The organism is Agrobacterium sp. 22-209-1 (assembly GCF_053522485.1).
On sequence record NZ_JBNWCH010000003.1, the window covers coordinates 243,525 to 265,538 of the forward strand.

Sequence of the window (22,014 nt, forward strand, 5' to 3'; positions counted from 1 at the left end):
ACAAACGTTTCCTAAATAGTCACAAAATCAATCGGCAAGCTTCATGGCTATATCCACCACGGCCACCATGTCCTTGAGGCTGCGCCCGGTTTTTCCCACCACGCGCATGCCGTACATCATGCATAGCATCGCCCGGGCGAGATCATCCGGGTCGGCCTTCGACTGCACTGAACCATCCTTCTGCCCTTCGGTGATGATGCGAGCGACGATCCGTTCCCTCGCCTTCACGGCCCGCTCGACCACGACGGCAATGTCGTCATCCAGGGCGGCCAGATCGGCGGCGGCACCAACCACCAGACACCCGTCCGAACCTAAACCGCCATGGGATCGTTCGGCATAAAACATCAGCCCCGCCCTCAAACGCTCATAACCGGTCTCGAAGCCGGCCACTGCCGCTTCGAAACGCTCGGTCTGCACGATCCTGTAGCGCTCCATCGTGGCGATGAAGACAGCCTTCTTGTCCTTGAATGCCTTGTAGAGACTGCCCTGCGCCAGTTCCATCGCATCGGTGAGATCGCCAACCGAGGTCGCGTGATAGCCGCGCCGGGAAAAGACACGGATCGCGCCGTCAAGCGCACGATCGAGATCGAACTCGCGCGGCCGGCCGCGATGGCGCTGTTCCGGGGAATTGGACTGGCTGAAATTGCTCATGAGCGGAATATAGGGAACGATCATTTCCAAATCAAGCGAAAAATTTCGCGCCGTGAGGAGGCCATAGGAAGCGCCTCTTAACGGCGCCTCTCCTCCACATTTTGCGGGAAGCCAATTTCAGCCAAGGTCGCGTTCTCCCTGCAACGAGCGGGGAATCGCAAAACCGAGTCAGGCAGCCCTGCGGGTCACCAAACGCGCCAGGTGCGCAACGCGCCTTGGAAGTCTTTTCGGCAGGAGGCTGATGACTTCCTCGGCAAAGGCCGCCGCATTTTCGACCGCCTTGTCGATGTTGCTGACCTTCTTGCCATCCAGACGGAGAAGCGTGCCGCCATAATCGAAAATATCACGATAGGCCGCCCGCTCGACGATCGCCGTGTTGAGCACGGAGACGTTTTTTTCCGCCAGCAGCATCTTGACGAGCAAGAGCGAACGCGTCGCCACCATGGCATTGACCCGCGTCAGCACGATGGAATGGGCGATCTCCTTGCCCATCCTGCGGTTCAGGAATTCGATGTGATCGAGCACTTCCGCAGCACCCCGGGCATCCATGGCCGAGCCCTGAACCGGGATCAGCACATGATCGGAAATACCAAGCGCCATGGTCAGAAGCGGCGTTTTCGCGCCTGGCAAATCGATGATGAAACAGTCGGTATTGGCCCGGTTCTCGCGAATGTGCGCCTCAAGCGAAGCCATCGTCACATGCGAAATCACCGCCAGATTTTCTACCGAACCGGAAAGATCGTACCACCGGGAAATCCACAATTGCGGATCGGCATCCAGAACCGTCACGCGATGGCCGCTGCGGGCCAGTTCGGTTGCCAGAAGCAGCACGGCCGTGGTTTTCCCGGCACCGCCCTTGGTATTGGCAAAAGTGATGACTGACATGATACCCCCTGTTGGTCAGAGCCGTTTCATGCTCATTCACGCACCGACGTCTTCATGGTGCTTTCCATAATCTTAACGAACAGGGTTAATAAAAGGCTAAGAACGGTTATCCGGCGCAACAAAAAGCCCGCGATTGCTATCGCGGGCTTCATGAAATACAGGCAGTATCTTGGCTGTCCTAAGGCAGGACACGACATTGCCGCTCATTTCTTCTCCCCGCCGGGGAGAAGGTGGCCCGAAGGGTCGGATGAGGGGGCCGGCTCTCGGTATATCTCTACCCTCGCCCCCTCGTCCCGCTGCCGCGACCTTCTCCCCGGCGGGGAGAAGAAACACGCGGCACCCGCTCGACCCTTAAAAGCCCGGCGAATGCCAAGTCTTTATTCAGAAGCAGTCCTCGAACAACTTCTTCGTATTCTCGAGCGTCATCGGCACCGGATTGCCACCGCAGCTCGGATCCTTGATCGCTTCCGCCGCCAGTTCGTCGATGCGATCCGGCTTGATGCCCATGGCGGTCAGGTTTTCGGGCACGCCGAGTTCCCTGCGAAGCTCCAGCACATAATCATAAAAACCGTCGAAGCCGCCGGAAATGCCGAGATAGGCGGCCGCGCGGGCAATCTTGTCTTCGATGGCCGGACGGTTGAACCGCAGCACCGCCGGCATGACGACGGCATTGGTCATGCCGTGATGAGTGTTGTAGACAGCGCCGATCGGGTGCGAGAGCGAGTGGATAGCGCCGAGACCCTTCTGGAAGGCAACCGCCCCCATCGCCGCCGCCGCCATCATATTGGTGCGGGCTTCGATATCGGTGCCGTCCTTGTAGGCGCGCGGCAGGAATTCCTTGACGAGCCGCAGGCCCTCCAGTGCCACGCCGGCGCTCATCGGATGGAAGAACGGCGACGAATAAGCTTCGAGGCAATGGGCGAAGGCATCCATGCCGGTGCCTGCCGTGATGACCTTCGGCATGCCGACTGTCAGTTCCGGATCGCAGATGACGACGCCCGGCAACAGCTTCGGATGGAAGATAATCTTCTTCACATGGGTCTGCGAATTGGTGATGACGCTGGCGCGGCCGACTTCCGAACCCGTGCCCGCCGTCGTCGGAACGGCAACGATAGGCGCAATCTTGGAAGCGTCCGCCCGGGTCCACCAGTCACCGATATCCTCAAAATCCCAGACCGGGCGCGTCTGCCCGGCCATGAAGGCGATGGTCTTGCCGAGATCGAGGCCCGAGCCGCCACCGAAAGCCACGACACCGTCGTGACCGCCATCCCGATAGGCCTTCACGCCGGCTTCCATGTTGATTTCGTTCGGGTTTGGATCGACCTCGGCAAAGATCGCGCGGCCGAGACCCGCCTCTTCCAGCACGTCGAGCGCATGCGCGGTGATCGCCATATTGGCAAGGCCGCGATCTGTCACGAGCAGCGGCTTCCTGATGCCGAGCGTCTTGCAGGCTTCCGCCAGTTCCTTGATCCGGCCACGGCCAAGCTTCACGGCGGTGGGGTAGCTCCAGTTGGCGACGATATTCATTTCGTGACTTTCTTCAGATGGTAGGATTTCGGACGGGTCAGGTTCTGGAAACCGAGGACGGAAAGTGAACCGCCACGGCCGGTTTCCTTGACGCCGGTCCAGCAAAGGGCGGGATCGAGATAATCCGCGCGGTTCATGAACACGGTGCCGGTTTCGATCTCGCGGCCGATGCGTCCCGCCCGGGCGGCATCCTGCGTCCAGAGCGAGGCGGTCAACCCGTATTTGCTGTCATTCATCAGCGCGATGGCTTCGTCGTCATTCTTGACCTTCATGATGCCAAGGGCCGGGCCGAAGGTTTCTTCGGTCATGAACTCCATGGAATGATCGACATTGACGAGGATTTGCGGCGCGACATAAGCGCTCTCGCCGTCATCGGCGGGGAAAAGCTTGGGATCGACCAGCGCTTTGGCGCCCTTGGCAACGGCGTCAGCGATTTGCGCACGCACGACCTTGGCAAAACGCTTGTTGGCCATCGGCCCCAGCGTGGTTTCTTGCTCCAGCGGATTGCCGAGCTTGTAGTTGGACACCCACGCCACGGACTTCTCGACAAAGGCGTCATAGAGGTTTTCGTTGACGTAGATACGCTCGATACCGCAGCAGCATTGACCGGAATTATAGGTCGCACCATCCATCAACGTATCGACGGCGGCGTCCAGATCGGCATCCTCCATCACGTAGCCGGGATCCTTGCCGCCGAGTTCAAGCCCGAGACCGGTGAAGGTGCCGGCAGCGGCGCGTTCGATGGCACGGCCGCCTTCCACCGAACCGGTGAAATTGACGAAGTTGAACAGGCCCTCGGAAATCAGCGCCGAGGTCGTACCGTGGTCGAGGAAAACATTGATGAAGACATCGTCAGGCACACCGGCCTCCACAAAGGCCCGCACCATGCGCTCGCCCACCAGCAACGTCTGCGCCGCGTGCTTGATGACAACCGTATTGCCAGCCATCAGGGCAGGCGCGACGGTGTTGATCGCCGTCATGTAGGGATAGTTCCACGGCGCGATGACGAAGACCACGCCATGCGCCTCGCGCTCGATGCGTCGTTCGAAATTGCCGCTTTCCTCGATGACGAGTGGAGCCAGTGCATCGGCGGCAATGGACGCGACATAGTTGGAGCGTTCGTTGAACCCCTTGAACTCACCGCCATAACAAACCGGACGGCCCATCATATGCGCCAGTTCCGGCACGACGTCATCAACCATTTCGTTGAGTCGCGCGACACCCTTCAGAACCAGCTGAACGCGGTCCTCAAGCGGGCGTCGAGCCCAGTCTTTCTGCGCCTTGCGCGCCTTAGAAACGGCGGCCCGCGCCGCCTCCAGCGACATCGCCTCCCGCTCGGCATAAACCGAGCCGTCGATGGGCGAGATATTCTGGATCATGGTCATGATGTTTTCCCGTAATTATTAGGCTCGTTCGAAACCGCGCGCCACTTCCCAGTCGGTCACGCGGCGGTCGTATTCTTCCTGTTCCCACGCCCCGGCGCGGACGTAATGATCGATCACATCGTCGCCAAAGGCACTGCGCAGCATTGTCGATCCGTCCAGAAAAGCGGTGGCGTCACGCAGGGTCTTGGGTATCTCGCGCACGTCCTTGCCGCCATAGGCATCACCGACAAAAGCGGGCTCAAGTTCGAGTTTATTTTCGATGCCGTCAATGCCCGCCGCAAGCAAAGCCGCCATGGCGAGATAGGGATTGAGATCGGAACCGCCGACGCGGCATTCGATGCGGATGCCCTTCGTTCCCTCGCCGCAGAGACGATATCCGGCGGTACGGTTGTCGAGGCTCCAGATCGCCTTGGTGGGTGCAAAGGTGCCGGCCATGAAACGTTTGTAGGAATTGATGTAGGGCGCCAGGAAATAGGTGATCTCGCTGGCATGGGCGAGAAGGCCGGCAACATAATGCCGCATCAGTTCCGACATGCCATGCTTGGCGTCCTTGTCGAGGAACGCCGGCGTCTTGCCGTCCAGGCTCCACAGCGACTGGTGAATATGCGAAGAACTGCCGGCAGCATTGTAGTTCCACTTGGCAAGGAACGTCACCGCCTTGCCCTTCGACCAGGCGATCTCCTTGGTGGCGTTCTTGATGATGGCGTGCCGGTCGGCCATAGTCAGCGCCTCGGCATAACGCACATTGATTTCCGCCTGGCCGGCAGAGGCCTCGCCCTTGGAATTCTCGACCGGAATTCCCGCACCCTGCAGGCCCTTGCGCAACGCCCGCATGACGTCTTCTTCCTTGGTCGTCTGGAAGATATGGTAATCCTCATTATAACCGCTGGCGAGGTTCAGGTCTTTATAACCGCTGGCGCGCGCCGCGTCGAAAGTCTGGTCGAACAGGAAGAATTCCAGTTCCGTCGCCATAAAGGCCTTCAGCCCCATCGCCTCAAGCCGCGCCACCTGCTTTTTCAACAGCGCGCGCGGCGAATGCGGCACTTCTTCATGGGTGTGATGATCGAGCACGTCGCACAGCACCAGCGCCGTGCCTTCCAGCCATGGCACACGCCGCAACGTCGAGAGATCGGGTTTCAGCACATAATCGCCGTAACCCTTTTCCCAACTGGAGGATTTGTAGCCGGGAACGGTTTCCATCTCCATATCGGTGGCAAGCACATAGTTGCAGCTATGGGTTTCCTCAAAGGCGCTTTCGACGAAGAACTCGGCTTGAAACCGCTTGCCCATCAGACGCCCCTGCATGTCCACAAGGCAGGCCAGAACCGTGTCGATGCGGCCCTCAGCGACATCCATTTTAAGCGCGTCGAATGTGTAGCTCGTCATTTTGTCCGTTCCCTTTATTGTCGTGACCGGGCGGCCGGATAAGGCCGCCCGTTTGTTTGAGCATCAGACCTTCGCAGCCGCCGCTGCCATGGCAGCCTGCTTGTGCTCCAGCGCGAATTCCTCCTCCGGCGACAGGATGAGGCGATGACGACCGACGAGGCCGAAATAGGCAATCGCCACAGCAAACCAGACGGCAACCCAGAGCACGCCCTTCGTGAAGTTCGGATCCTGGATCTGGTAAAGCAGCGTGACGATGGCGATGATGATCGTCAGCACCGCACCCGGAATACCGAAGGGCGACCGGAACGGCCGCTCGATATGCGGCAGGTTCTTGCGCAGAAGAATGAAGGAAATCGCCTGCATGATATAGGAGAACATCGCACCGAAAACGGCCATGTTCAGAAGCACGCTGCCGATGATGCTGCCGCCCTGCTCCGCACCCAGCGAGAACCAGATGACCAGCATGACCGCGAGCCCGACTATGGCGCCGGTGATATTGGCCACGTATGGCGTGCGGTATTTCGAGTGGGTGATGGACAGCACGGTCGGGAAATAACCCGCACGCGACAACGAATAAATCTGGCGGCCCTGCGCATAAAGGATCGTATGGAAGCTGGCGATAAGGCCCGTCAGAGCCACGAGACCGAGCACCACCACGCCGCCATCGCCATAGATCGCCTTGAAACCGTCCAAAAGCGGCTCAAGCGACGAACTGAGATGGAAGGCGCCGACGCCCGGCAGCGACGGGTTGAGCAGCACGATCATAAAGGCCGAAACCATCAGCGTAACCATACCAAGGATGATTCCCTTCGGCATGTCGCGTTTCGGATCGACGGATTCCTCAGCCGCCAGCGGCAACTGCTCGATGGCGAGAAACAGCCAGACCGCGAAAGGCAGCGTGGCGAGAACGCCCGAAAAACCGAAGGGGAAGAAGGAGCCGCCGCCCTCCGGCAGTTCCACCGCCTTGCCGTCAGGTCCGACACCGATGTTGAGCGCAAAACGCGAAAAATCGATGTTGGGAATGGCGCTGATCCAGAAGAACACCAGAACGGCAAGCGAAATCAGCGTGATGACCAATGTCACCTTGAAGGAAAGCTCAAGTCCGAAGACGTTGAGCCCGAGGAAAATCGCATAAAAAACGATCCACACGAAAGGTGAATAGGCCGGATCGAGGCCGAGAATGGAGTTCACATAGGCCGTGATGAAGGTGACGACGACCGCCGGCGTCAGCACATATTCGACATTTTCGCAAAGCCCGGTGATGAAGCCTCCCCATGGCCCCATGGCCGTGCGGGCGAAGGAATAGGCCGCACCCGTATGCGGCAGGGCCGGGCTCATTTCGGCAATCGAAAATGTCAGCCCGAGATACATGATGGCGATGATGATGCCTGCCACCAGCATGCCGCCCCAGCCGCCGGTGGAAAAGCCGAAATTCCATCCGGAAAAATGCCCGGAAATGACCGCGCCGACGCCAAGCGCCCAGAGCGACCATACGCCCGCATAACGGGATAGTCCGCGTTTTTCGAAATAGGATGCATCAGCCTTCTTGTAGCTGACGCCTGACGATGAACTGTCCATGCCCTTCTCTCCTGAATAAGAAAAAAACAAGCCAGTCAGCCATTATTGGCCGATTGTGCCCCAGTTTCCGGCTTCACCCGGGTGTCTCCCGCGATTGGCCGCACGCACTTGCTGTTCCCTTGCCGCTTTGTTTTTTCGGCTGCATGGCCGGTTTTTATAAAATGGCGGCAGTCTTATCTATCGGCCGGCCCCGGTGTTTTCACCATCGGCCGGCCATAGCTCCCTCACTCATCGATTGATGAGAGCGCCTTCCCCATAAGCTCATGGAGAAACCCGGCGATTTCCGCCTGTTCTCCTTCACTGCTGATGAGATCGTTGCGGATCTCGATCATCACGTTCAAAAGCCCGTCCGGCAGCGCATGCAGTCGCAGCGTATGCGTCACGCCGTCTTCCGGGCCATAGGGATCGTTGCGATTGACCGTGAGCGAGCAGCCTTCCGCGCCCGCCAGCATCGCATCCGCAAGACGGCTGTCGGCATCGTGCAGGATGCCGATCTCAACCTTTCGGAACCGGCCGTGATAAACCGGCGTGAAACTGTGGATGGTCACCACCACCACTTTACGGCCGTCCGCCTGCCGCGCGGCGATGATCTCGCTCACCCGGTCATGAAACGGCACATAAAGCGCGGAGGTGCGGGCGAACCGCTCCGCTTCGCTGAGATCGAAATTGCCGGGAATATCGTAAATCTCGCTTTTCACCGGCATGGCGGAAGGCGATTCGGGCGGCCGGTTGCAATCATAGACGAGGCGCGAAAACCGCTGGTAGACAAGCGTGGCGTCAAACTTTTCCGAAAGCAGCCGGGCAACTGCCAGAGCGCCCGGATCCCAGGCCACATGGCTCGAAAGCACCTCCGGCGAAAGGCCCAATGTTCCGTATTTTTGTGGCATGGCAGCGGACGCATGTTCGCAGACGAGGAGGACGTCGCCCTTCGCCGCCGCATTCTCGATGCCGACGGCCTGCCCTTCCGCTTCTGTGAAAAACCGTGACCGCACCGTCATGCACGAACCCCGCCCGGAAACCCCGTCGCTCCGTCAATGTCGAAAAGAATTCTTCACATTATCGCGAGTGTCAAATGGAATTTTGAAATTTTCTCTTCATTTTCCCATTGACTCGATAGCGGGCGCGGATGTTTATTTTAGCCATGTACCGGCAGAAGACCGGAAGGGGAAAAATTTGCGCAGCACGACGGCGACCGTGTCGGATGTCATCCATGCCCATTACGACGCACTGACCCGTTCGGAAAAACGGCTGGCAGAGAGCCTGCTCGGCAACTACCCCGTTTCCGGCCTCGGCAGCATCACCACCATTGCGGAAAATGCCGGTGTTTCCACACCGACGGTGGCGCGCATGGTGCAGAAGCTCGGATATAAGGGCTATCCCGAATTTCAGGCGCATCTGCATCAGGAGCTGGAGGCGACGATCTCCGGCCCCGTCGCCAAACATGACCGCTGGGCAACCAATGCGCCGGGCCTGCACATTCTCAACCGTTTCGCCGATGCCATCACCGGCAATCTGCGCGACACGCTGAGCGATCTCGACACCGCCGTCTTCGACAATGCCGCAGCGCTGCTTTCCGACCGCAAGCGCAGCATCTATTTCGTCGGCGGGCGCATTACCGGTGCGATCGCCGAATATTTCTTCACCCACATGCAGGTGATCCGGCCGAAAACGACGCTGATGTCGTCCAATTCCAGCGCCTGGCCGCAATATATGTTGAACATGAGCGCCGGCGACGTGCTGGTTATTTTCGACATCCGCCGCTACGAGCACGACATGACGACGCTGGCCGAAGTGGCCAAGGCGAACGGTGTGCAGATCATTCTCTTCACCGATCAATGGACATCGCCGGTGGCGCGCCACGCGTTGCACATTTTCCGCGTCAGGATCGAAGCGCCCTCAGCATGGGATTCCTCGGTTGTCACGCTGTTCGTGGTCGAAGCGCTGATCGAAGCGGTCCAGAACGGCGCCTGGGATGAAACCAGGGAACGCATGAATGCACTGGAAGGCCTGTTCGAACAGACCCGGTTGTTCCGCAGGCCGGACAAAACATGAAACTACATAGCCGGCAACTTGCTTGACGCGGATGCCGCACGCTGATTGGATACCTGTCATCGCTGCCAGCACGATAAAACAGGATAAAAACCACGCTGGGGAACACATTTGGCCACCACGGATAATGAAAGGATACTCCCGCAATTGCAGGCAAAAAAGCCTGACGATGGCGGAAAAGGGGCGTAAAGTGACGGAATCCGGATAAATAGATTGCAATCCAGCCGTCACATTAGCTTCATCGAGAATCCGTATCAGCGTCCGCAATATGAGAACACGAAGAGGAGAAAAAAGTGATCTCTCACTGCCGCCGACTGCTTGCTACGACCACTGCGCTGGTCATCGCGTCCACCGCCATCGCCGCCGCTGAGCCGAGCGCCGAATTGATCGCCGCCGCCAAGAAGGAAGGCATGCTGACAACGATCGCGCTGCCGCACGACTGGTGCGGTTACGGCGACGTGATTGCCGCCTTCAAGGCGAAATATCCGGAAATCACCGTCAACGAACTGAACCCCGACGCCGGCTCCGCCGATGAAGTGGAAGCGGTGAAGGCCAACAAGGACAATAAGGGCCCGCAGGCGCCTGACGTCATCGATGTCGGCCTCGCCTTCGGCCCGCAGATGAAGGCCGAAGGCCTGCTGCAGCCCTACAAGGTTTCCACCTGGGACGAAATCCCTGACAACGTCAAGGATCCTGAAGGCTACTGGTACGGCGACTATTACGGCGTGATGTCCTTCTTCGTGAACAAGGACCTCGTCAATAACGCTCCGAAGGACTGGGCCGACCTGCAGAAGCCGGAATATTCCGGGCAGGTAGCGCTCGCGGGCGATCCGCGCGCTTCCAACCAGGCCATCCTAGGCGTTCTGGCCGCCGGTCTTTCCACCGGCGCAACGTCTGGCAAGGAAGCCGGTGAAGCCGGCCTGAAGTATTTCGCCGACCTCAACAAGGCAGGCAACTTCCTTCCGGTCATCGGCAAGGCTGGCACGCTGGCGCAGGGCGCGACCCCGATCATCGTCGCTTGGGATTATAACGCCCTTTCCTGGAAGAAGACGCTGAATGACAACCCGCCAACGGAAGTTGTCGTTCCTGAGAAGGGTGTTCTGGCCGGCGTCTACGTTCAGGGCATTTCCGCTTACGCGCCGCATCCGAACGCTGCAAAGCTGTGGATGGAGCATCTCTATTCCGACGACGGTCAGCTCGGCTGGCTGAAGGGTTATTGCCACCCGATCCGCTTCAACGCCATGGTCAAGGCCGGCAAGGTTCCGCAGGAACTGATCGACAGCCTGCCGCCGGCAGCAGCCTATGAAAAGGCCATCTTCCCGACACTCGAGGAAGTCGACGCCAACAAGGCTGCCGTGACCGGCGGCTGGGACAGCGTTGTCGGCGCGAACGTGAAGTAAACTGTTGAAAATGCACCCCGGCCGACCAAAAGCCGGGGTGCTTCTTTTATGATGTAGACCTTTATATACAGACCGTTTGAAAACGGCGTTTGGGGACAAGCATGCCATCAACCAACACCGGCGGACCATCCGACGCGGGCAGAAAGCTGCCGCTGCACTGGATTGGCGTTCTTCCTTTTGCCGTTTTTGTTCTGCTGTTTTTGATCCTGCCGACGATGAAGATCGTCATTGGCGCATTCCAGCATGCAGATGGCAGCTTCACGCTGGACAATATCGGTGGGCTTTTCACCTCCTCCATTCTGGCGGCCTACTGGATTTCGATCAAGATCAGCCTCGCTTCGGCGGCACTGGGTTGCCTGATCGGTTTTGCCGTCGCCGCCGCCGTGGTGCTGGGCGGCCTGCCGCAAGGCATTCGCGGACCGCTTCTGACCTTTTCCGGCGTTGCCTCGCAATTCGCCGGCGTGCCTCTCGCCTTCGCCTTCATCGCCACGCTCGGGCCGGTCGGTCTCCTTACCGTTTTCCTCAAGACGCAGATCGGCATCGATCTGAGGCTCCTCGGTTTCAACATCCTGTCCTTCTGGGGCCTCACCGTCACCTATCTGTTTTTCCAGATACCGCTGATGATCCTCATCATCACACCTGCGTTGGACGGACTGAAACGCGAATGGCGCGAGGCTGCGGAAATCCTCGGCGCAACAGGCCTGCAATATTGGCGCATGGTGGCTTTCCCCATCCTTTTGCCGTCACTGCTTGGGACCATGTCGCTGCTTTTCGCCAACGCCTTCGGCGCCGTCGCAACCGCTATTGCGCTGACCGGCTCCTCGCTCAATATCGTGCCGATCCTGCTTTTCGCACAGATCCGCGGCGACGTTCTTGGCAATCCGCATCTTGGTTACGCGCTCGCCTTTGGCATGATCGTCGTGACCGGCATCGCCAATGCACTTTATATCTGGCTGCGCGCCCGCAGTGAAAGGTGGCTGAAATGAAGCGTTTCTTCGCTTGGGGCGCGCTGGTCTTCGGCCTGCTCTATTTCGCCCTGCCGCTGATCGGCATGACCAACTTCTCGCTAAAAATGCGGCGCGCCGAATATTCCTTCGACGCCTATGCAAAAGTGCTGGGCGATCCGCGCTTTCAGGAGACTTTCAGCTATTCGGTGGTAATGGCGCTGTTCACCATCGTCTTCGGGGTTCTGCTGGTGGTGCCAACCGCCTATTGGGTGCGTCTGAAACTGCCAGGCCTGCGGCCCTATATCGAATTCATCACGCTTCTGCCGCTGGTCATCCCGGCCATCGTCATCGTCTTTGGTTACATCCGGCTTTACAACACCTCCAGCTGGCTGCCGCTGACGGGAACAAGTTTCGGCACCAACCTGCTTTTGATGTTCGGTTATGCGACGCTTGCCCTGCCCTATATGTACCGCGCCGTCGATACCGGTCTCAGGACCATCGATGTGGCGACACTGACCGAAGCGGCGCAGAGCCTCGGCGCGGGATGGACCATCATCCTGTCGCGCATCATTCTGCCCAATGTACTGGTCGCCGTGCTGTCGGGCGCCTTCCTGACCTTCGCCATCGTCATCGGTGAATTCACCATGGCGGCCCTTTTGAACCGCCCGGCCTTCGGCCCCTACATGCAGCTGCTCGGCGCCAACCGCGCCTATGAACCGGCCGCACTTGCCGTGATTTCCTTCGGCATCACCTGGGGTTGCCTGGGCCTGATCCAACTCGTTTCACGCTATCAGAAGGGCGCGCCTCCCAAGGCCTGAGGACACTATTTCATGAGCTTTTTGACACTTAGCAACATCAAGAAATCCTTCGGCTCCGTACAGGTCGTGCATGATTTCAACATGGCCATCGAAAAGGGCGAGTTCGTCTCCTTCCTCGGGCCATCGGGCTGCGGCAAGACAACCGTTTTGCGCATGATCGCCGGTTTCGAAACGCCGAGTGGCGGATCGATCGTCATCAACGGCAAGGACCAGACGGCGTTGCGCCCCAACCAGCGCAATATCGGCATGGTGTTCCAGGCCTATGCGCTGTTCCCGAACATGAATGTCTTCGAAAACGTCGCCTTCGGGCTCAAAGTCGCTGGCAAACCGAAAGCCGAGATCGATGCGCGCGTGAAGGAAATGCTCCAGCTCATCCATCTGGAGCATCTGGCGGACCGTTATCCCTATCAGATGTCGGGCGGCCAGCAGCAGCGCGTGGCGCTCGCACGCGCGCTCGCCCCGAAGCCGGAAGTGCTTCTGCTGGACGAACCGCTCTCCGCGCTCGACGCCAAGATTCGCGTGTCGCTGCGCGAGGAAATCCGCCAGATCCAGCAGAAACTCGGCATCACCACCATTTTCGTCACCCACGATCAGGAAGAGGCCCTGTCGATTTCCGACCGTATCGTCGTCATGAATGGCGGCCGCGCCGACCAGATCGGCTCCCCCTTCGATATCTACAACAAGCCCGCGACCCGCTTCGTCGCCTCTTTCGTCGGCACGTTGAACCTCATCGACGCCACCGTCGTGGATGCCTCTGCCAACGTCATCCGCGTCGGTGATCAGCAGATCACCCTGCCCCAGCCGGTGGAAGCGACCAATGGCGAAAAGATCACGCTGGCATTGCGCCCCGAAGCCGGAGCGCTCGGCGCGAACGCCAAGGGTGATGTCGCGATATCAGGCAACGTCACCTCCAGCCAGTTCCTCGGCTCCGTCATCCGTACCCGTCTCGATCTCGGGGGCTCAACCCTGTCTTTCGACATGTTCAACGATCCCGGAACGGCGCCCCCGGCGATTGGCGAGCAAGTAACGCTGAAATTTGCGGCCAATGATCTGATGGTGATCAAAGATTAAATCGCTTTCCTCCGCCAGGGGAAAACGTTAAGCAGGCCTCATATCGATCGGAAATGAAGATGTGAGGCTGCTATGCGTGCGCTGTTCTATGAACGTTTTGGCGAAACCCCTGTTATTGCCTCGCTTCCCGATCCCGAGCCGACAGAAAACGGCGTTGTCATCGCCGTGAAGGCGACCGGCCTCTGCCGCAGCGACTGGCACGGCTGGATGGGGCATGACCCGGATATCCGCCTGCCGCATGTTCCCGGCCACGAATTCGCAGGTGTGATCGCCGCCGTCGGCAGACACGTCACCCGCTTCAAGACCGGCGACCGCGTCACCGTGCCCTTCGTCTCCGGCTGCGGCCATTGCCATGAGTGCCGCTCCGGCAACCAGCAGGTCTGCGAAGCGCAGTTCCAGCCGGGCTTCACCCATTGGGGTTCCTTCGCCGAATATGTCGCCATCGACTTTGCCGATCAGAACCTCGTCCACCTCCCGGAATCGATGAGTTACGCCACTGCCGCGGGCCTTGGCTGTCGTTTCGCCACCTCGTTCCGCGCCGTGACCGATCAGGGACGCCTGAAGGGTGGTGAGTGGCTGGCGGTGCACGGCTGCGGCGGCGTCGGCCTTTCCGCCATCATGATCGGTGCTGGCCTCGGCGCACAGGTTGTCGCCATCGATATTGCCGAAGACAAACTCGAACTTGCCCGGCAGCTGGGCGCGACCGCCACCATCAACAGCCGCGCGGTTGCCGATGTTGCCGAGGCGGTTCGCGAGGTGACGGGCGGCGGTGCACATGTCTCTGTCGATGCGCTTGGCCACCCGCAGACCTGCTGCAACTCCATCAGCAACCTGCGTCGGCGCGGCCGTCACGTGCAGGTGGGGCTGATGCTGGCCGATCACGCCATGCCCGCGATCCCCATGGCCCGGGTGATTGCGCATGAGCTGGAGATCTATGGCAGCCACGGCATGCAGGCGTGGCGTTATGAGGACATGCTGGCGATGATCGAAAACGGCAGGCTCGCGCCGGAAAAGCTGATCGGCCGCCACATCACGCTTTCCGAGGCCGCAACCGCCCTGCCCGCCATGGACAGTTTCAGGGAAAGCGGCATCAGCATCATCGACCGGTTCGAATAGCGCAGGCTCCTGAGACCGCCTGAGGTTTAGGGGTTTTGCACCGCTCAGGCGCTCCTGCGTCCGAATGTCCGGACCGCAGCCGTTCCTCGGGCAGACGCATGGCCCGACGATGCTGCCGGGATACGCGCTGCGTGATCCGTCTGGCTATCGCTCCATTGACGGTTTACCAGCTGTTTCTTGCGGACCTCCAGCGGGTCGGGGGTCTCCTCCTCCTCCCGCGTACTTCCAGCAACTGCGGAGATCGTCGCCAGTCGCGAAATCCATCGCACGAGCTGCATGCTCTTGTGGACAAGCACAAAGATACCAACAATTGCGACCGCTATGATAATCACGAGGTTCCAAGGCGTTTCGCCGCCCCTCGCCGCCCGCTCCATGCGGTCTTTTGTCGTCGGATCAAAACCAAGCGTCGCCTTCAGCCTGGCTATATCCGCATCGCTAAGCCTGCTGTACCGCTCGCCACGATACAGCACATAACCGCTCCTATCCCCGCTGTTGAGATAACCGATGTCGAATACTTCCCCATCGCGAAGAAAAGGCTCGTTATCCGGCAGATCATAAACGAGATCGATTGTCTCGCCGCCTCCGAATCCGGGGACGGCAAAAAACCGGGACTTCCGCGCCTCAGCTTCGCTTACGAATATCGCGGAAAATAGAAACCCGACCGAAAAAAGCACAATATGCTTCATTCATTCTCTCCAATAACAACGAGAATGACAACAATTGGCATTACTGAATTAATTTGAAGTTTATACTTACTATAACATCTTAAATTTAAGATATATATTGTTTATATCTAATATTGATCGATTATTTCACCAATAATAAATTGCACTAATTTATAATAAACTGAACTTCTAACGATGCGGCATGACGTATCTCCGCCGACGCCGCAAACCATTGGCGCGAACAGCGCCCCACGTTAAGCCGCAATCACACGCAATTGCTTTGAGCATAACGCCGCGATGATGCGACACAGCGCAACGTCGGCGAACATGACGGATTAGATACAAGGAACGCGACATGCTGTTTCTCGATAGCGTAACCATGAAAGAGACCCCGGACGGAAGAGACGACTATCCCTTCTCCGTTCCAGCGCTGCGCCATCTGGAACGCATCGAATTCAAGACGCCGATCACCTTTTTTGCCGGCAACAACGGCTCTGGAAAATCGACGCTGCTGGAAGGGCTGGCAGCGGGAATGACGGCCTATGCCATCGGCAATCACGGCCAGGTTGCCGGCGACCTCTACCTTCAGCATGCCGAGACCGTGGCGAAGTCCTTCTATTTCGCCCGCAAGAAATATCCGAAAATCCGCATGTTCATGCGCGCGGAAGACGTGCTTGGTTATATCCGCCGGCAGAACGAGGACGCACTGGACGATTTTCGCTGGGAGCGGGAAAAGGCTCTCAAGAAGGGCGAAGACTTTCCTGAAGAAACCCCGGATACGTTTCGCAGGATCGTCAGGAACAATGTCATCGACCGGCGTTCGCATGGCGAAGGATTTCTCGATATCATGCAACAGCGGCTGCATGGCGCCGGCCTCTATTTTCTCGACGAACCGGAAAGCCCGCTTTCGCCGCAAAAGCAGCTAGAACTGGCGGCGATCATCCGCAACGCGGCCGATAGCGGCGGACAATTAATCATCGCCACCCATTCACCCGTGCTATTGGCCATTCCAGAGGCCACGATTTACTCTTTCGACGCAGACGGCATCACCGAGCGCCTTTATGACGAGCTGGAAAACATCAGTTTCCTGCGCCGCTTTCTTGATCGACCCTCGAAATACCTGAGCGATTGAGCGTCGATTAGGCTTGAAATCGCGCCCCGCTTGCCGCATGCCCATAAGTAATACGTAATTTAGAAAAGAAGCAGCCTCATGTCTCCCACCACCACACCGGCGGCAGCCCGGCCCCTCAACGGTCAGGATTACAAAACTCTTGGCCTTTCGGCCCTCGGCGGCGCGCTGGAATTTTACGACTTCATCATTTTCGTATTTTTCGCCACCGTCATCGGCCACCTGTTCTTCCCGCCGGAAATGCCGGACTGGCTGGTGATGATCCAGACTTTCGGCATCTTTGCCGCCGGTTATCTGGTCCGTCCGCTGGGCGGCATCGTGCTGGCGCATTATGGCGACCGTTACGGCCGCAAGCGCGTCTTTGCCTTCTCCATCCTGCTGATGGCGCTCTCGACGCTGGGCATGGCGCTGATGCCGACCTATGCAACCATCGGCGTGGCGGCTCCCATCCTGCTCATCATCCTGCGCATGCTGCAGGGTGCTGCCATCGGTGGCGAAGTGCCGGGCGCATGGACCTTCGTTGCCGAACACGTGCCCTTCCGCCGCGTCGGGCTCGCCTGCGGTTTTCTGACATCCGGCCTCTCCTTCGGCATCATGCTGGGATCGCTGATCGCCTTTGCCATCAACTCGCTCTTCACACCGGAAGACGTGGCCGGTTACGCCTGGCGCATACCCTTTCTGCTCGGCGGCATTTTCGGCCTGATCGCAGTTTATCTGCGTCGCTGGCTGGAAGAAACGCCGATCTTCATGGAAATGAAAAAGTCGAAATCGCTGACGGACAAGCTGCCGCTCGGGCTGGTACTGAAGCACCATATGCGCGGCGTGATAATCTCCGCCCTGCTCACCTGGGTTCTGTCAGCGGCCATCGTCGTCACGACGCTGATGACCGCCACCTTCCTGCAGAAGCTTTACGGTTACACCCCGACGCAGGCGCTGGCCGGCACCAGCTTCGGCACGCTGTTCCTGATCTTCGGCGTCATCATCGCCGGCGCGCTGATCGACCGCATCGGCTCCGGCCTCTTCTTCATGGGCGCCAGTATTTTCTTCGGCATCGCCACCTTCACCTTCTACAGCTATGCTGGCACATCGCTTCAAACCATGTTTGTGCTGTATGGCGTCATGGGCCTGTCGGTCGGCATGGCGGGTGCGGTGCCCTATGTCATGGTCCGCGCCTTCCCGGCCTCGGTCCGCTTCTCCGGCCTCTCCTTCGCCTATAACGTCTCCTATGCCGTCTTCGGCGGGCTGACGCCGATTGGCGTGACGACCGCGCTTGCGATCAACCCGATGGCCCATGCCTGGTATCTGGTCTTCATCGCCGTCCTCGCATTCGCGATCGGCCTCTACCTCTATCTGCGCGGCAGCGAAGTCGAAAGTCATGTCGGCATTGAGGAACTGGCGGCATTGCGGTCTTAATCTCAACTGAAAACACAAAAAAGCGCGGGCCAGACCCGCGCTTTTATTTGCCCCAGCGATGCGCGAAACATCATGCAGCGCTGTCGATTTTTTCCTCGCCGTTGGTCGGCACATAGTTGAGAACAGGCCCGAGCCAGCGCTCAACCTCCGTGACCGGCATATCCTTGCGGCGCGCATAGTCGAGAACCTGATCCCGCTCCACCTTGGCAACGCCGAAATAATAGCTCTCGGGGTGGCCGATATAGAGGCCCGAAACGGACGAACCCGGCCACATGGCATAACTCTCCGTGAGTTCCACGCCCGCCGCGTTGGTGGCGTCCAGCAGGGCAAACAGCGTTTTCTTTTCGGTGTGATCAGGCTGAGCCGGATAACCGGGCGCAGGGCGGATACCGGCATAGGCCTCGCCGATCAGCTCATCTCCGGCAAGAGCTTCTTCAGGCGCATAACCCCAGAACTCCTTGCGCACTCGCTCATGCATGCGCTCGGCGAAGGCTTCCGCGAAACGGTCGGCCAGCGCCTTGACGAGGATGGACGAATAATCGTCATTCGCCCGCTCGAAACGCTCGGCAATCGCCACTTCCTCGATACCCGCCGTCACCACGAAACCGCCGACATAATCGGCAACGCCGCTATCGACAGGCGCTACGAAATCGGACAGCGCCACATTGGGGCGGCCATCGCGCTTGGAAAGCTGCTGGCGCAGCGTGAAGAAGGTCGCCAACTCTTCGCCGCGGCTCTCATCCGTGAACAGGCGGATATCGTCGCCCACGGCGTTGGCCGGCCAGAAGCCGATCACCGCCCGCGGCCGGAACCAGTTCTCCTCAATGATCTTCTTCAGCATCGCCTGCGCATCGCTGTAAAGCTGCCGCGCCGCCTCGCCCTGTTTTTCGTCATCGAGAATGGTCGGGAAGCGGCCCTTCAGCTCCCAGGTCTGGAAGAACGGCGTCCAGTCGATGTAACGGGAAAGCTCTTCAAGGTCGTAAGTCTCGAACACCCTGGTGCCGAAAAATTGCGGCTTGACGGCGCTATAGGCCGACCAGTCAATCTTGTGCGCGTTCTCGCGGGCGCGGGAAAGCGGCAGACGCTGCTTTTCGCGCTCATTGCGGGCGTGCGATTCCGCCACCTTGGCATATTCGCTGCGAATACCGTCGATATAAGCCGGCTTCTGCTCTGCGGAAAGAAGCGCCGACACGACGCCCACCGCACGCGAGGCGTCGGTGACATAGATCGCCTGCCCCTGCTCGTAGCGCGGATGGATTTTTACCGCGGTATGCACGCGGCTGGTTGTTGCGCCGCCGATCAGGAGCGGGATGTCGAAACCCTGCCGCTCCATTTCGGCCGCCACATGCACCATCTCGTCTAGCGACGGGGTTATGAGGCCGGAAAGGCCGATCACATCCACCTTTTCGGCAATCGCCGTCTCGAGGATTTTCGTCGTCGGCACCATGACGCCGAGATCGATGATCTCGTAATTGTTGCAGGCCAGCACGACGCCGACAATGTTTTTGCCGATATCGTGCACGTCACCCTTCACGGTCGCCATCAAAACCTTGCCGGCGGCACTGCGCTCGGCCCCGCCATTCAGGCGCTTTTCCTCTTCCATGTAAGGCAGCAGCACGGCCACCGCCTGCTTCATCACGCGCGCGGATTTCACCACCTGCGGCAGGAACATCTTGCCGGACCCGAACAGGTCACCGACCACATTCATGCCGGCCATCAGCGGCCCCTCGATGACATGCAGCGGACGCTCCGCCTTCTGGCGCGCCTCTTCCGTATCGGCCTCGATATAGTCGGTGATGCCGTTGACCAGCGCATGCTCCAGCCGCTTTTCGACGGGAAGCTCACGCCAGGAGAGATCCTGCACCTTGGCTTGTTTTTCACCAGTACCTCGAAAACGCTCGGCCACTTCAAGCAGCCGCTCGGTCGCGTCGTCGCGGCGGTTCAGCACCACGTCTTCGCAGGCCTCGCGCAGTTCCGCATCGATATTGTCGTAAACCGCAAGCTGCCCGGCATTAACGATGCCCATATCCATGCCGACCTGAATGGCGTGGTAGAGGAACACGGCATGCATCGCCTCACGCACCGGTTCATTGCCGCGGAAGGAGAAGGACAGATTGGAAACACCGCCGGAAATATGCGTGAGCGGCATGGTTTCGCGGATGGTCTTGGTGGCTTCAATGAAGTCCACGCCGTAATTATTGTGCTCTTCGATACCGGTCGCAACCGCAAACACGTTCGGATCGAAGATGATGTCTTCCGGCGAAAGGCCCGCCTTTTCGGTCAGGAGCTTGTAGGCGCGCGCGCAGATTTCCACCTTGCGCTCGTAAGTATCGGCCTGCCCGACCTCATCGAAAGCCATGACCACGACCGCCGCACCGTAATTGTGGACAAGTCGCGCCTGCTGGAGAAACTTCTCCTCGCCTTCCTTCAGCGAAATCGAATTGACGATCGACTTGCCCTGCACGCATTTCAGGCCGGCCTCGATGATCTCGAACTTCGAACTATCGATCATCACAGGCACGCGGGCGATATCCGGCTCGGCGGCGATGAGGTTCAGGAACTCCACCATCGCCTTTTCGGAATCGATCAGGCCTTCATCCATGTTGATGTCGATGATCTGCGCGCCGTTCTCCACCTGGTCGCGGGCGACGGCCAGCGCCGCCGTATAATCGCCGGCGGTGATGAGCTTGCGGAAGCGGGCCGAGCCGGTGACGTTGGTGCGTTCGCCGACATTGACGAAGGGAATGTCTTTGGTCAGCACGAAAGGCTCAAGGCCCGAAAGCGACATGAAGGGCTTGTGCTCGGGGATCGGGCGCGGCTTGTAATCCTTGACCGCATCAGCAATCGCCCGGATGTGCTCTGGCGTCGAGCCACAGCAACCGCCGACGATATTGACGAGGCCGTCGCGGGCAAAACCCTGCACCTGACGCGCCATCATCTCAGGCGTTTCGTCATATTGGCCGAATTCGTTCGGAAGGCCGGCATTGGGATAGGCGCAGACGAAGGTATCGGCCACGTCAGACAATTCCTGCAGATGCGGACGCATGGCATCCGCACCCAGCGCGCAGTTCAGCCCGATGGTGAAGGGATTGGCATGGCGCACCGAATTCCAGAACGCAGACGGCGTCTGGCCGGACAGCGTGCGGCCGGAAAGGTCGGTAATCGTGCCTGAGATCATCACCGGCAGGCGGATGCCCTTGGCCTCGAAACGCTCCTCGCAGGCAAAGATCGCTGCCTTGGCGTTCAGCGTATCGAAGATCGTCTCAATGAGGATGATGTCGGCACCGCCATCGATCAGACCGTCGATCTGCTCGCCATAGGCGATACGCAGGTCGTCGAAACTGACGGCGCGGTAACCGGGATTGTTGACGTCAGGCGAAATCGAGGCCGTGCGGTTGGTGGGGCCGATGGCGCCGGCCACAAACCGGCGGCGGCCATCTTCCCGCTCGGCGCGCTGGGCGGCACGGCGCACGATCGCCGCACCTTCGCGGTTGAGGTCGTAGACGGCATTCTCCATCTCGTAATCGGCCTGCGCGATGCGGGTCGACGAAAACGTGTTGGTTTCGAGAATATCAGCGCCCGCCATGGCATAGCGGTAATGGATTTCCTCGATGGCATCCGGCTGGGTCAGGATCAGAAGGTCGTTATTGCCCTTCTGGTGACAGGCACAGCCGATAAAACGATCGCCACGAAAATGATCCTCGTCAAAACCCAGCCCCTGGATCTGCGTGCCCATGGCACCATCGAGAATGAGGATGCGTTCGCTGGCGGCATCGCGCAACGCCTTGAAAATTTCCGCGCCGTCACGCTTTGCCCCTTCAGGGCCGAACAGATCGTCAAACACGGGCACACTCCTCATTTCGATTTGCAAGATCGCAAGTCGTCAAGTCACATAAAGATATGTTTATGTCAATATATCTTCAAGGGACAGGCATGGCTTTGCGCAGTAGCAGCACGTTACGAAATATCGCTGACAGATGACAGGTTTATACGG

Annotated in this window: 17 protein-coding genes; 8 read left to right on the forward strand and 9 right to left on the reverse strand. The window is 59.1% G+C overall.

Annotation, left to right across the window (positions count from 1 at the left end):
* Positions 1–27 precede the first annotated feature (27 nt).
* The 7 genes from ACQZ48_RS09065 to ACQZ48_RS09095 all read right to left on the reverse strand — a co-directional run bounded on the left by ACQZ48_RS09065 (position 28) and on the right by ACQZ48_RS09095 (position 8,410).
* Positions 28–675, reverse strand: coding sequence for a TetR/AcrR family transcriptional regulator (locus tag ACQZ48_RS09065; RefSeq protein WP_191217534.1), 648 nt, complete (start codon positions 673–675; stop codon positions 28–30).
* Between the two features lie 144 nt (positions 676–819).
* On the reverse strand, positions 820–1,536 hold the full coding sequence (locus ACQZ48_RS09070) for a ParA family protein (RefSeq protein ID WP_077981649.1): 717 nt from the start codon (positions 1,534–1,536) through the stop codon (positions 820–822).
* Between the two features lie 381 nt (positions 1,537–1,917).
* The gene (locus tag ACQZ48_RS09075) at positions 1,918–3,063 is read right to left on the reverse strand and encodes an iron-containing alcohol dehydrogenase (RefSeq protein WP_137410714.1); all 1,146 of its coding nucleotides are present in this window, start codon (positions 3,061–3,063) and stop codon (positions 1,918–1,920) included.
* Entirely contained in the window at positions 3,060–4,448 is a 1,389-nt protein-coding gene (locus tag ACQZ48_RS09080) for an aldehyde dehydrogenase family protein (protein ID WP_191217533.1), read from the reverse strand. Before ACQZ48_RS09080 ends, ACQZ48_RS09075 begins: the two co-directional genes overlap by 4 nt.
* Before the next feature lie 18 nt (positions 4,449–4,466).
* Complete coding sequence (locus ACQZ48_RS09085; protein ID WP_191217532.1) at positions 4,467–5,834, reverse strand: glutamine synthetase family protein; 1,368 nt, start codon at positions 5,832–5,834, stop codon at positions 4,467–4,469.
* Positions 5,835–5,897: 63 nt separating this feature from the next.
* Complete coding sequence (locus ACQZ48_RS09090) at positions 5,898–7,412, reverse strand: amino acid permease (protein WP_077981645.1); 1,515 nt, start codon at positions 7,410–7,412, stop codon at positions 5,898–5,900.
* Between the two features lie 224 nt (positions 7,413–7,636).
* On the reverse strand, positions 7,637–8,410 hold the full coding sequence (locus ACQZ48_RS09095) for an N-formylglutamate amidohydrolase (protein WP_191217530.1): 774 nt from the start codon (positions 8,408–8,410) through the stop codon (positions 7,637–7,639).
* Between the two features lie 175 nt (positions 8,411–8,585).
* On the opposite strand from ACQZ48_RS09095, the gene ACQZ48_RS09100 reads away from it, so the two are divergent.
* The 6 genes from ACQZ48_RS09100 (at position 8,586) to ACQZ48_RS09125 (ending at position 14,813) form a co-directional block, all read left to right on the forward strand.
* Entirely contained in the window at positions 8,586–9,464 is an 879-nt protein-coding gene (locus ACQZ48_RS09100) for a MurR/RpiR family transcriptional regulator (RefSeq protein ID WP_077981760.1), read from the forward strand.
* Positions 9,465–9,754: 290 nt separating this feature from the next.
* Positions 9,755–10,861 carry an ABC transporter substrate-binding protein gene (locus ACQZ48_RS09105; RefSeq protein WP_191217529.1) on the forward strand — a complete coding sequence of 369 codons (1,107 nt, stop codon included), beginning with the start codon at positions 9,755–9,757 and terminating at the stop codon, positions 10,859–10,861.
* Between the two features lie 101 nt (positions 10,862–10,962).
* Complete coding sequence (locus ACQZ48_RS09110) at positions 10,963–11,847, forward strand: ABC transporter permease (RefSeq protein WP_077981642.1); 885 nt, start codon at positions 10,963–10,965, stop codon at positions 11,845–11,847.
* A complete protein-coding gene (locus ACQZ48_RS09115; RefSeq protein ID WP_448728749.1) occupies positions 11,844–12,626 on the forward strand; it encodes an ABC transporter permease in 783 nt (260 codons plus the stop codon). Before ACQZ48_RS09110 ends, ACQZ48_RS09115 begins: the two co-directional genes overlap by 4 nt.
* A 12-nt stretch (positions 12,627–12,638) precedes the next feature.
* Positions 12,639–13,697, forward strand: coding sequence for an ABC transporter ATP-binding protein (locus ACQZ48_RS09120; RefSeq protein WP_191217528.1), 1,059 nt, complete (start codon positions 12,639–12,641; stop codon positions 13,695–13,697).
* Between the two features lie 72 nt (positions 13,698–13,769).
* The gene (locus tag ACQZ48_RS09125; protein ID WP_077981639.1) at positions 13,770–14,813 is read left to right on the forward strand and encodes a zinc-dependent alcohol dehydrogenase family protein; all 1,044 of its coding nucleotides are present in this window, start codon (positions 13,770–13,772) and stop codon (positions 14,811–14,813) included.
* Positions 14,814–14,857: 44 nt separating this feature from the next.
* Here the strand turns inward: ACQZ48_RS09125 and ACQZ48_RS09130 are convergent, their stop codons facing one another.
* Positions 14,858–15,499 carry a hypothetical protein gene (locus ACQZ48_RS09130; RefSeq protein ID WP_448728750.1) on the reverse strand — a complete coding sequence of 214 codons (642 nt, stop codon included), beginning with the start codon at positions 15,497–15,499 and terminating at the stop codon, positions 14,858–14,860.
* A 334-nt stretch (positions 15,500–15,833) separates the two neighbouring features.
* Between ACQZ48_RS09130 and ACQZ48_RS09135 the strand changes: the two genes are divergently transcribed.
* The gene (locus ACQZ48_RS09135; protein ID WP_269826278.1) at positions 15,834–16,610 is read left to right on the forward strand and encodes an AAA family ATPase; all 777 of its coding nucleotides are present in this window, start codon (positions 15,834–15,836) and stop codon (positions 16,608–16,610) included.
* 78 nt (positions 16,611–16,688) lie between these two features.
* The gene (locus ACQZ48_RS09140; RefSeq protein ID WP_269823683.1) at positions 16,689–18,020 is read left to right on the forward strand and encodes an MFS transporter; all 1,332 of its coding nucleotides are present in this window, start codon (positions 16,689–16,691) and stop codon (positions 18,018–18,020) included.
* 70 nt (positions 18,021–18,090) lie between these two features.
* Here ACQZ48_RS09140 and metH read toward each other — a convergent pair whose 3' ends face one another.
* Complete coding sequence (metH, locus tag ACQZ48_RS09145) at positions 18,091–21,864, reverse strand: methionine synthase (RefSeq protein WP_448728751.1); 3,774 nt, start codon at positions 21,862–21,864, stop codon at positions 18,091–18,093.
* Between the last annotated feature and the right edge of the window lie 150 nt (positions 21,865–22,014).

Excerpts from the sequence above, each read along its gene's own strand:
- ACQZ48_RS09115 (WP_448728749.1), top strand. The coding sequence starts at position 11,844 with ATGAAGCGTTTCTTCGCTTGGGGCGCGCTGGTCTTCGGCCTGCTCTAT.
- ACQZ48_RS09075 (WP_137410714.1), bottom strand. The coding sequence starts at position 3,063 with ATGAATATCGTCGCCAACTGGAGCTACCCCACCGCCGTGAAGCTTGGC.
- ACQZ48_RS09090 (WP_077981645.1), bottom strand. The coding sequence starts at position 7,412 with ATGGACAGTTCATCGTCAGGCGTCAGCTACAAGAAGGCTGATGCATCC.
- ACQZ48_RS09120 (WP_191217528.1), top strand. The coding sequence starts at position 12,639 with ATGAGCTTTTTGACACTTAGCAACATCAAGAAATCCTTCGGCTCCGTA.
- ACQZ48_RS09125 (WP_077981639.1), top strand. The coding sequence starts at position 13,770 with ATGCGTGCGCTGTTCTATGAACGTTTTGGCGAAACCCCTGTTATTGCC.
- ACQZ48_RS09095 (WP_191217530.1), bottom strand. The coding sequence starts at position 8,410 with ATGACGGTGCGGTCACGGTTTTTCACAGAAGCGGAAGGGCAGGCCGTC.
- ACQZ48_RS09070 (WP_077981649.1), bottom strand. The coding sequence starts at position 1,536 with ATGTCAGTCATCACTTTTGCCAATACCAAGGGCGGTGCCGGGAAAACC.
- ACQZ48_RS09085 (WP_191217532.1), bottom strand. The coding sequence starts at position 5,834 with ATGACGAGCTACACATTCGACGCGCTTAAAATGGATGTCGCTGAGGGC.
- ACQZ48_RS09110 (WP_077981642.1), top strand. The coding sequence starts at position 10,963 with ATGCCATCAACCAACACCGGCGGACCATCCGACGCGGGCAGAAAGCTG.
- ACQZ48_RS09065 (WP_191217534.1), bottom strand. The coding sequence starts at position 675 with ATGATCGTTCCCTATATTCCGCTCATGAGCAATTTCAGCCAGTCCAAT.
- ACQZ48_RS09130 (WP_448728750.1), bottom strand. The coding sequence starts at position 15,499 with ATGAAGCATATTGTGCTTTTTTCGGTCGGGTTTCTATTTTCCGCGATA.
- ACQZ48_RS09140 (WP_269823683.1), top strand. The coding sequence starts at position 16,689 with ATGTCTCCCACCACCACACCGGCGGCAGCCCGGCCCCTCAACGGTCAG.
- ACQZ48_RS09080 (WP_191217533.1), bottom strand. The coding sequence starts at position 4,448 with ATGACCATGATCCAGAATATCTCGCCCATCGACGGCTCGGTTTATGCC.
- ACQZ48_RS09135 (WP_269826278.1), top strand. The coding sequence starts at position 15,834 with ATGCTGTTTCTCGATAGCGTAACCATGAAAGAGACCCCGGACGGAAGA.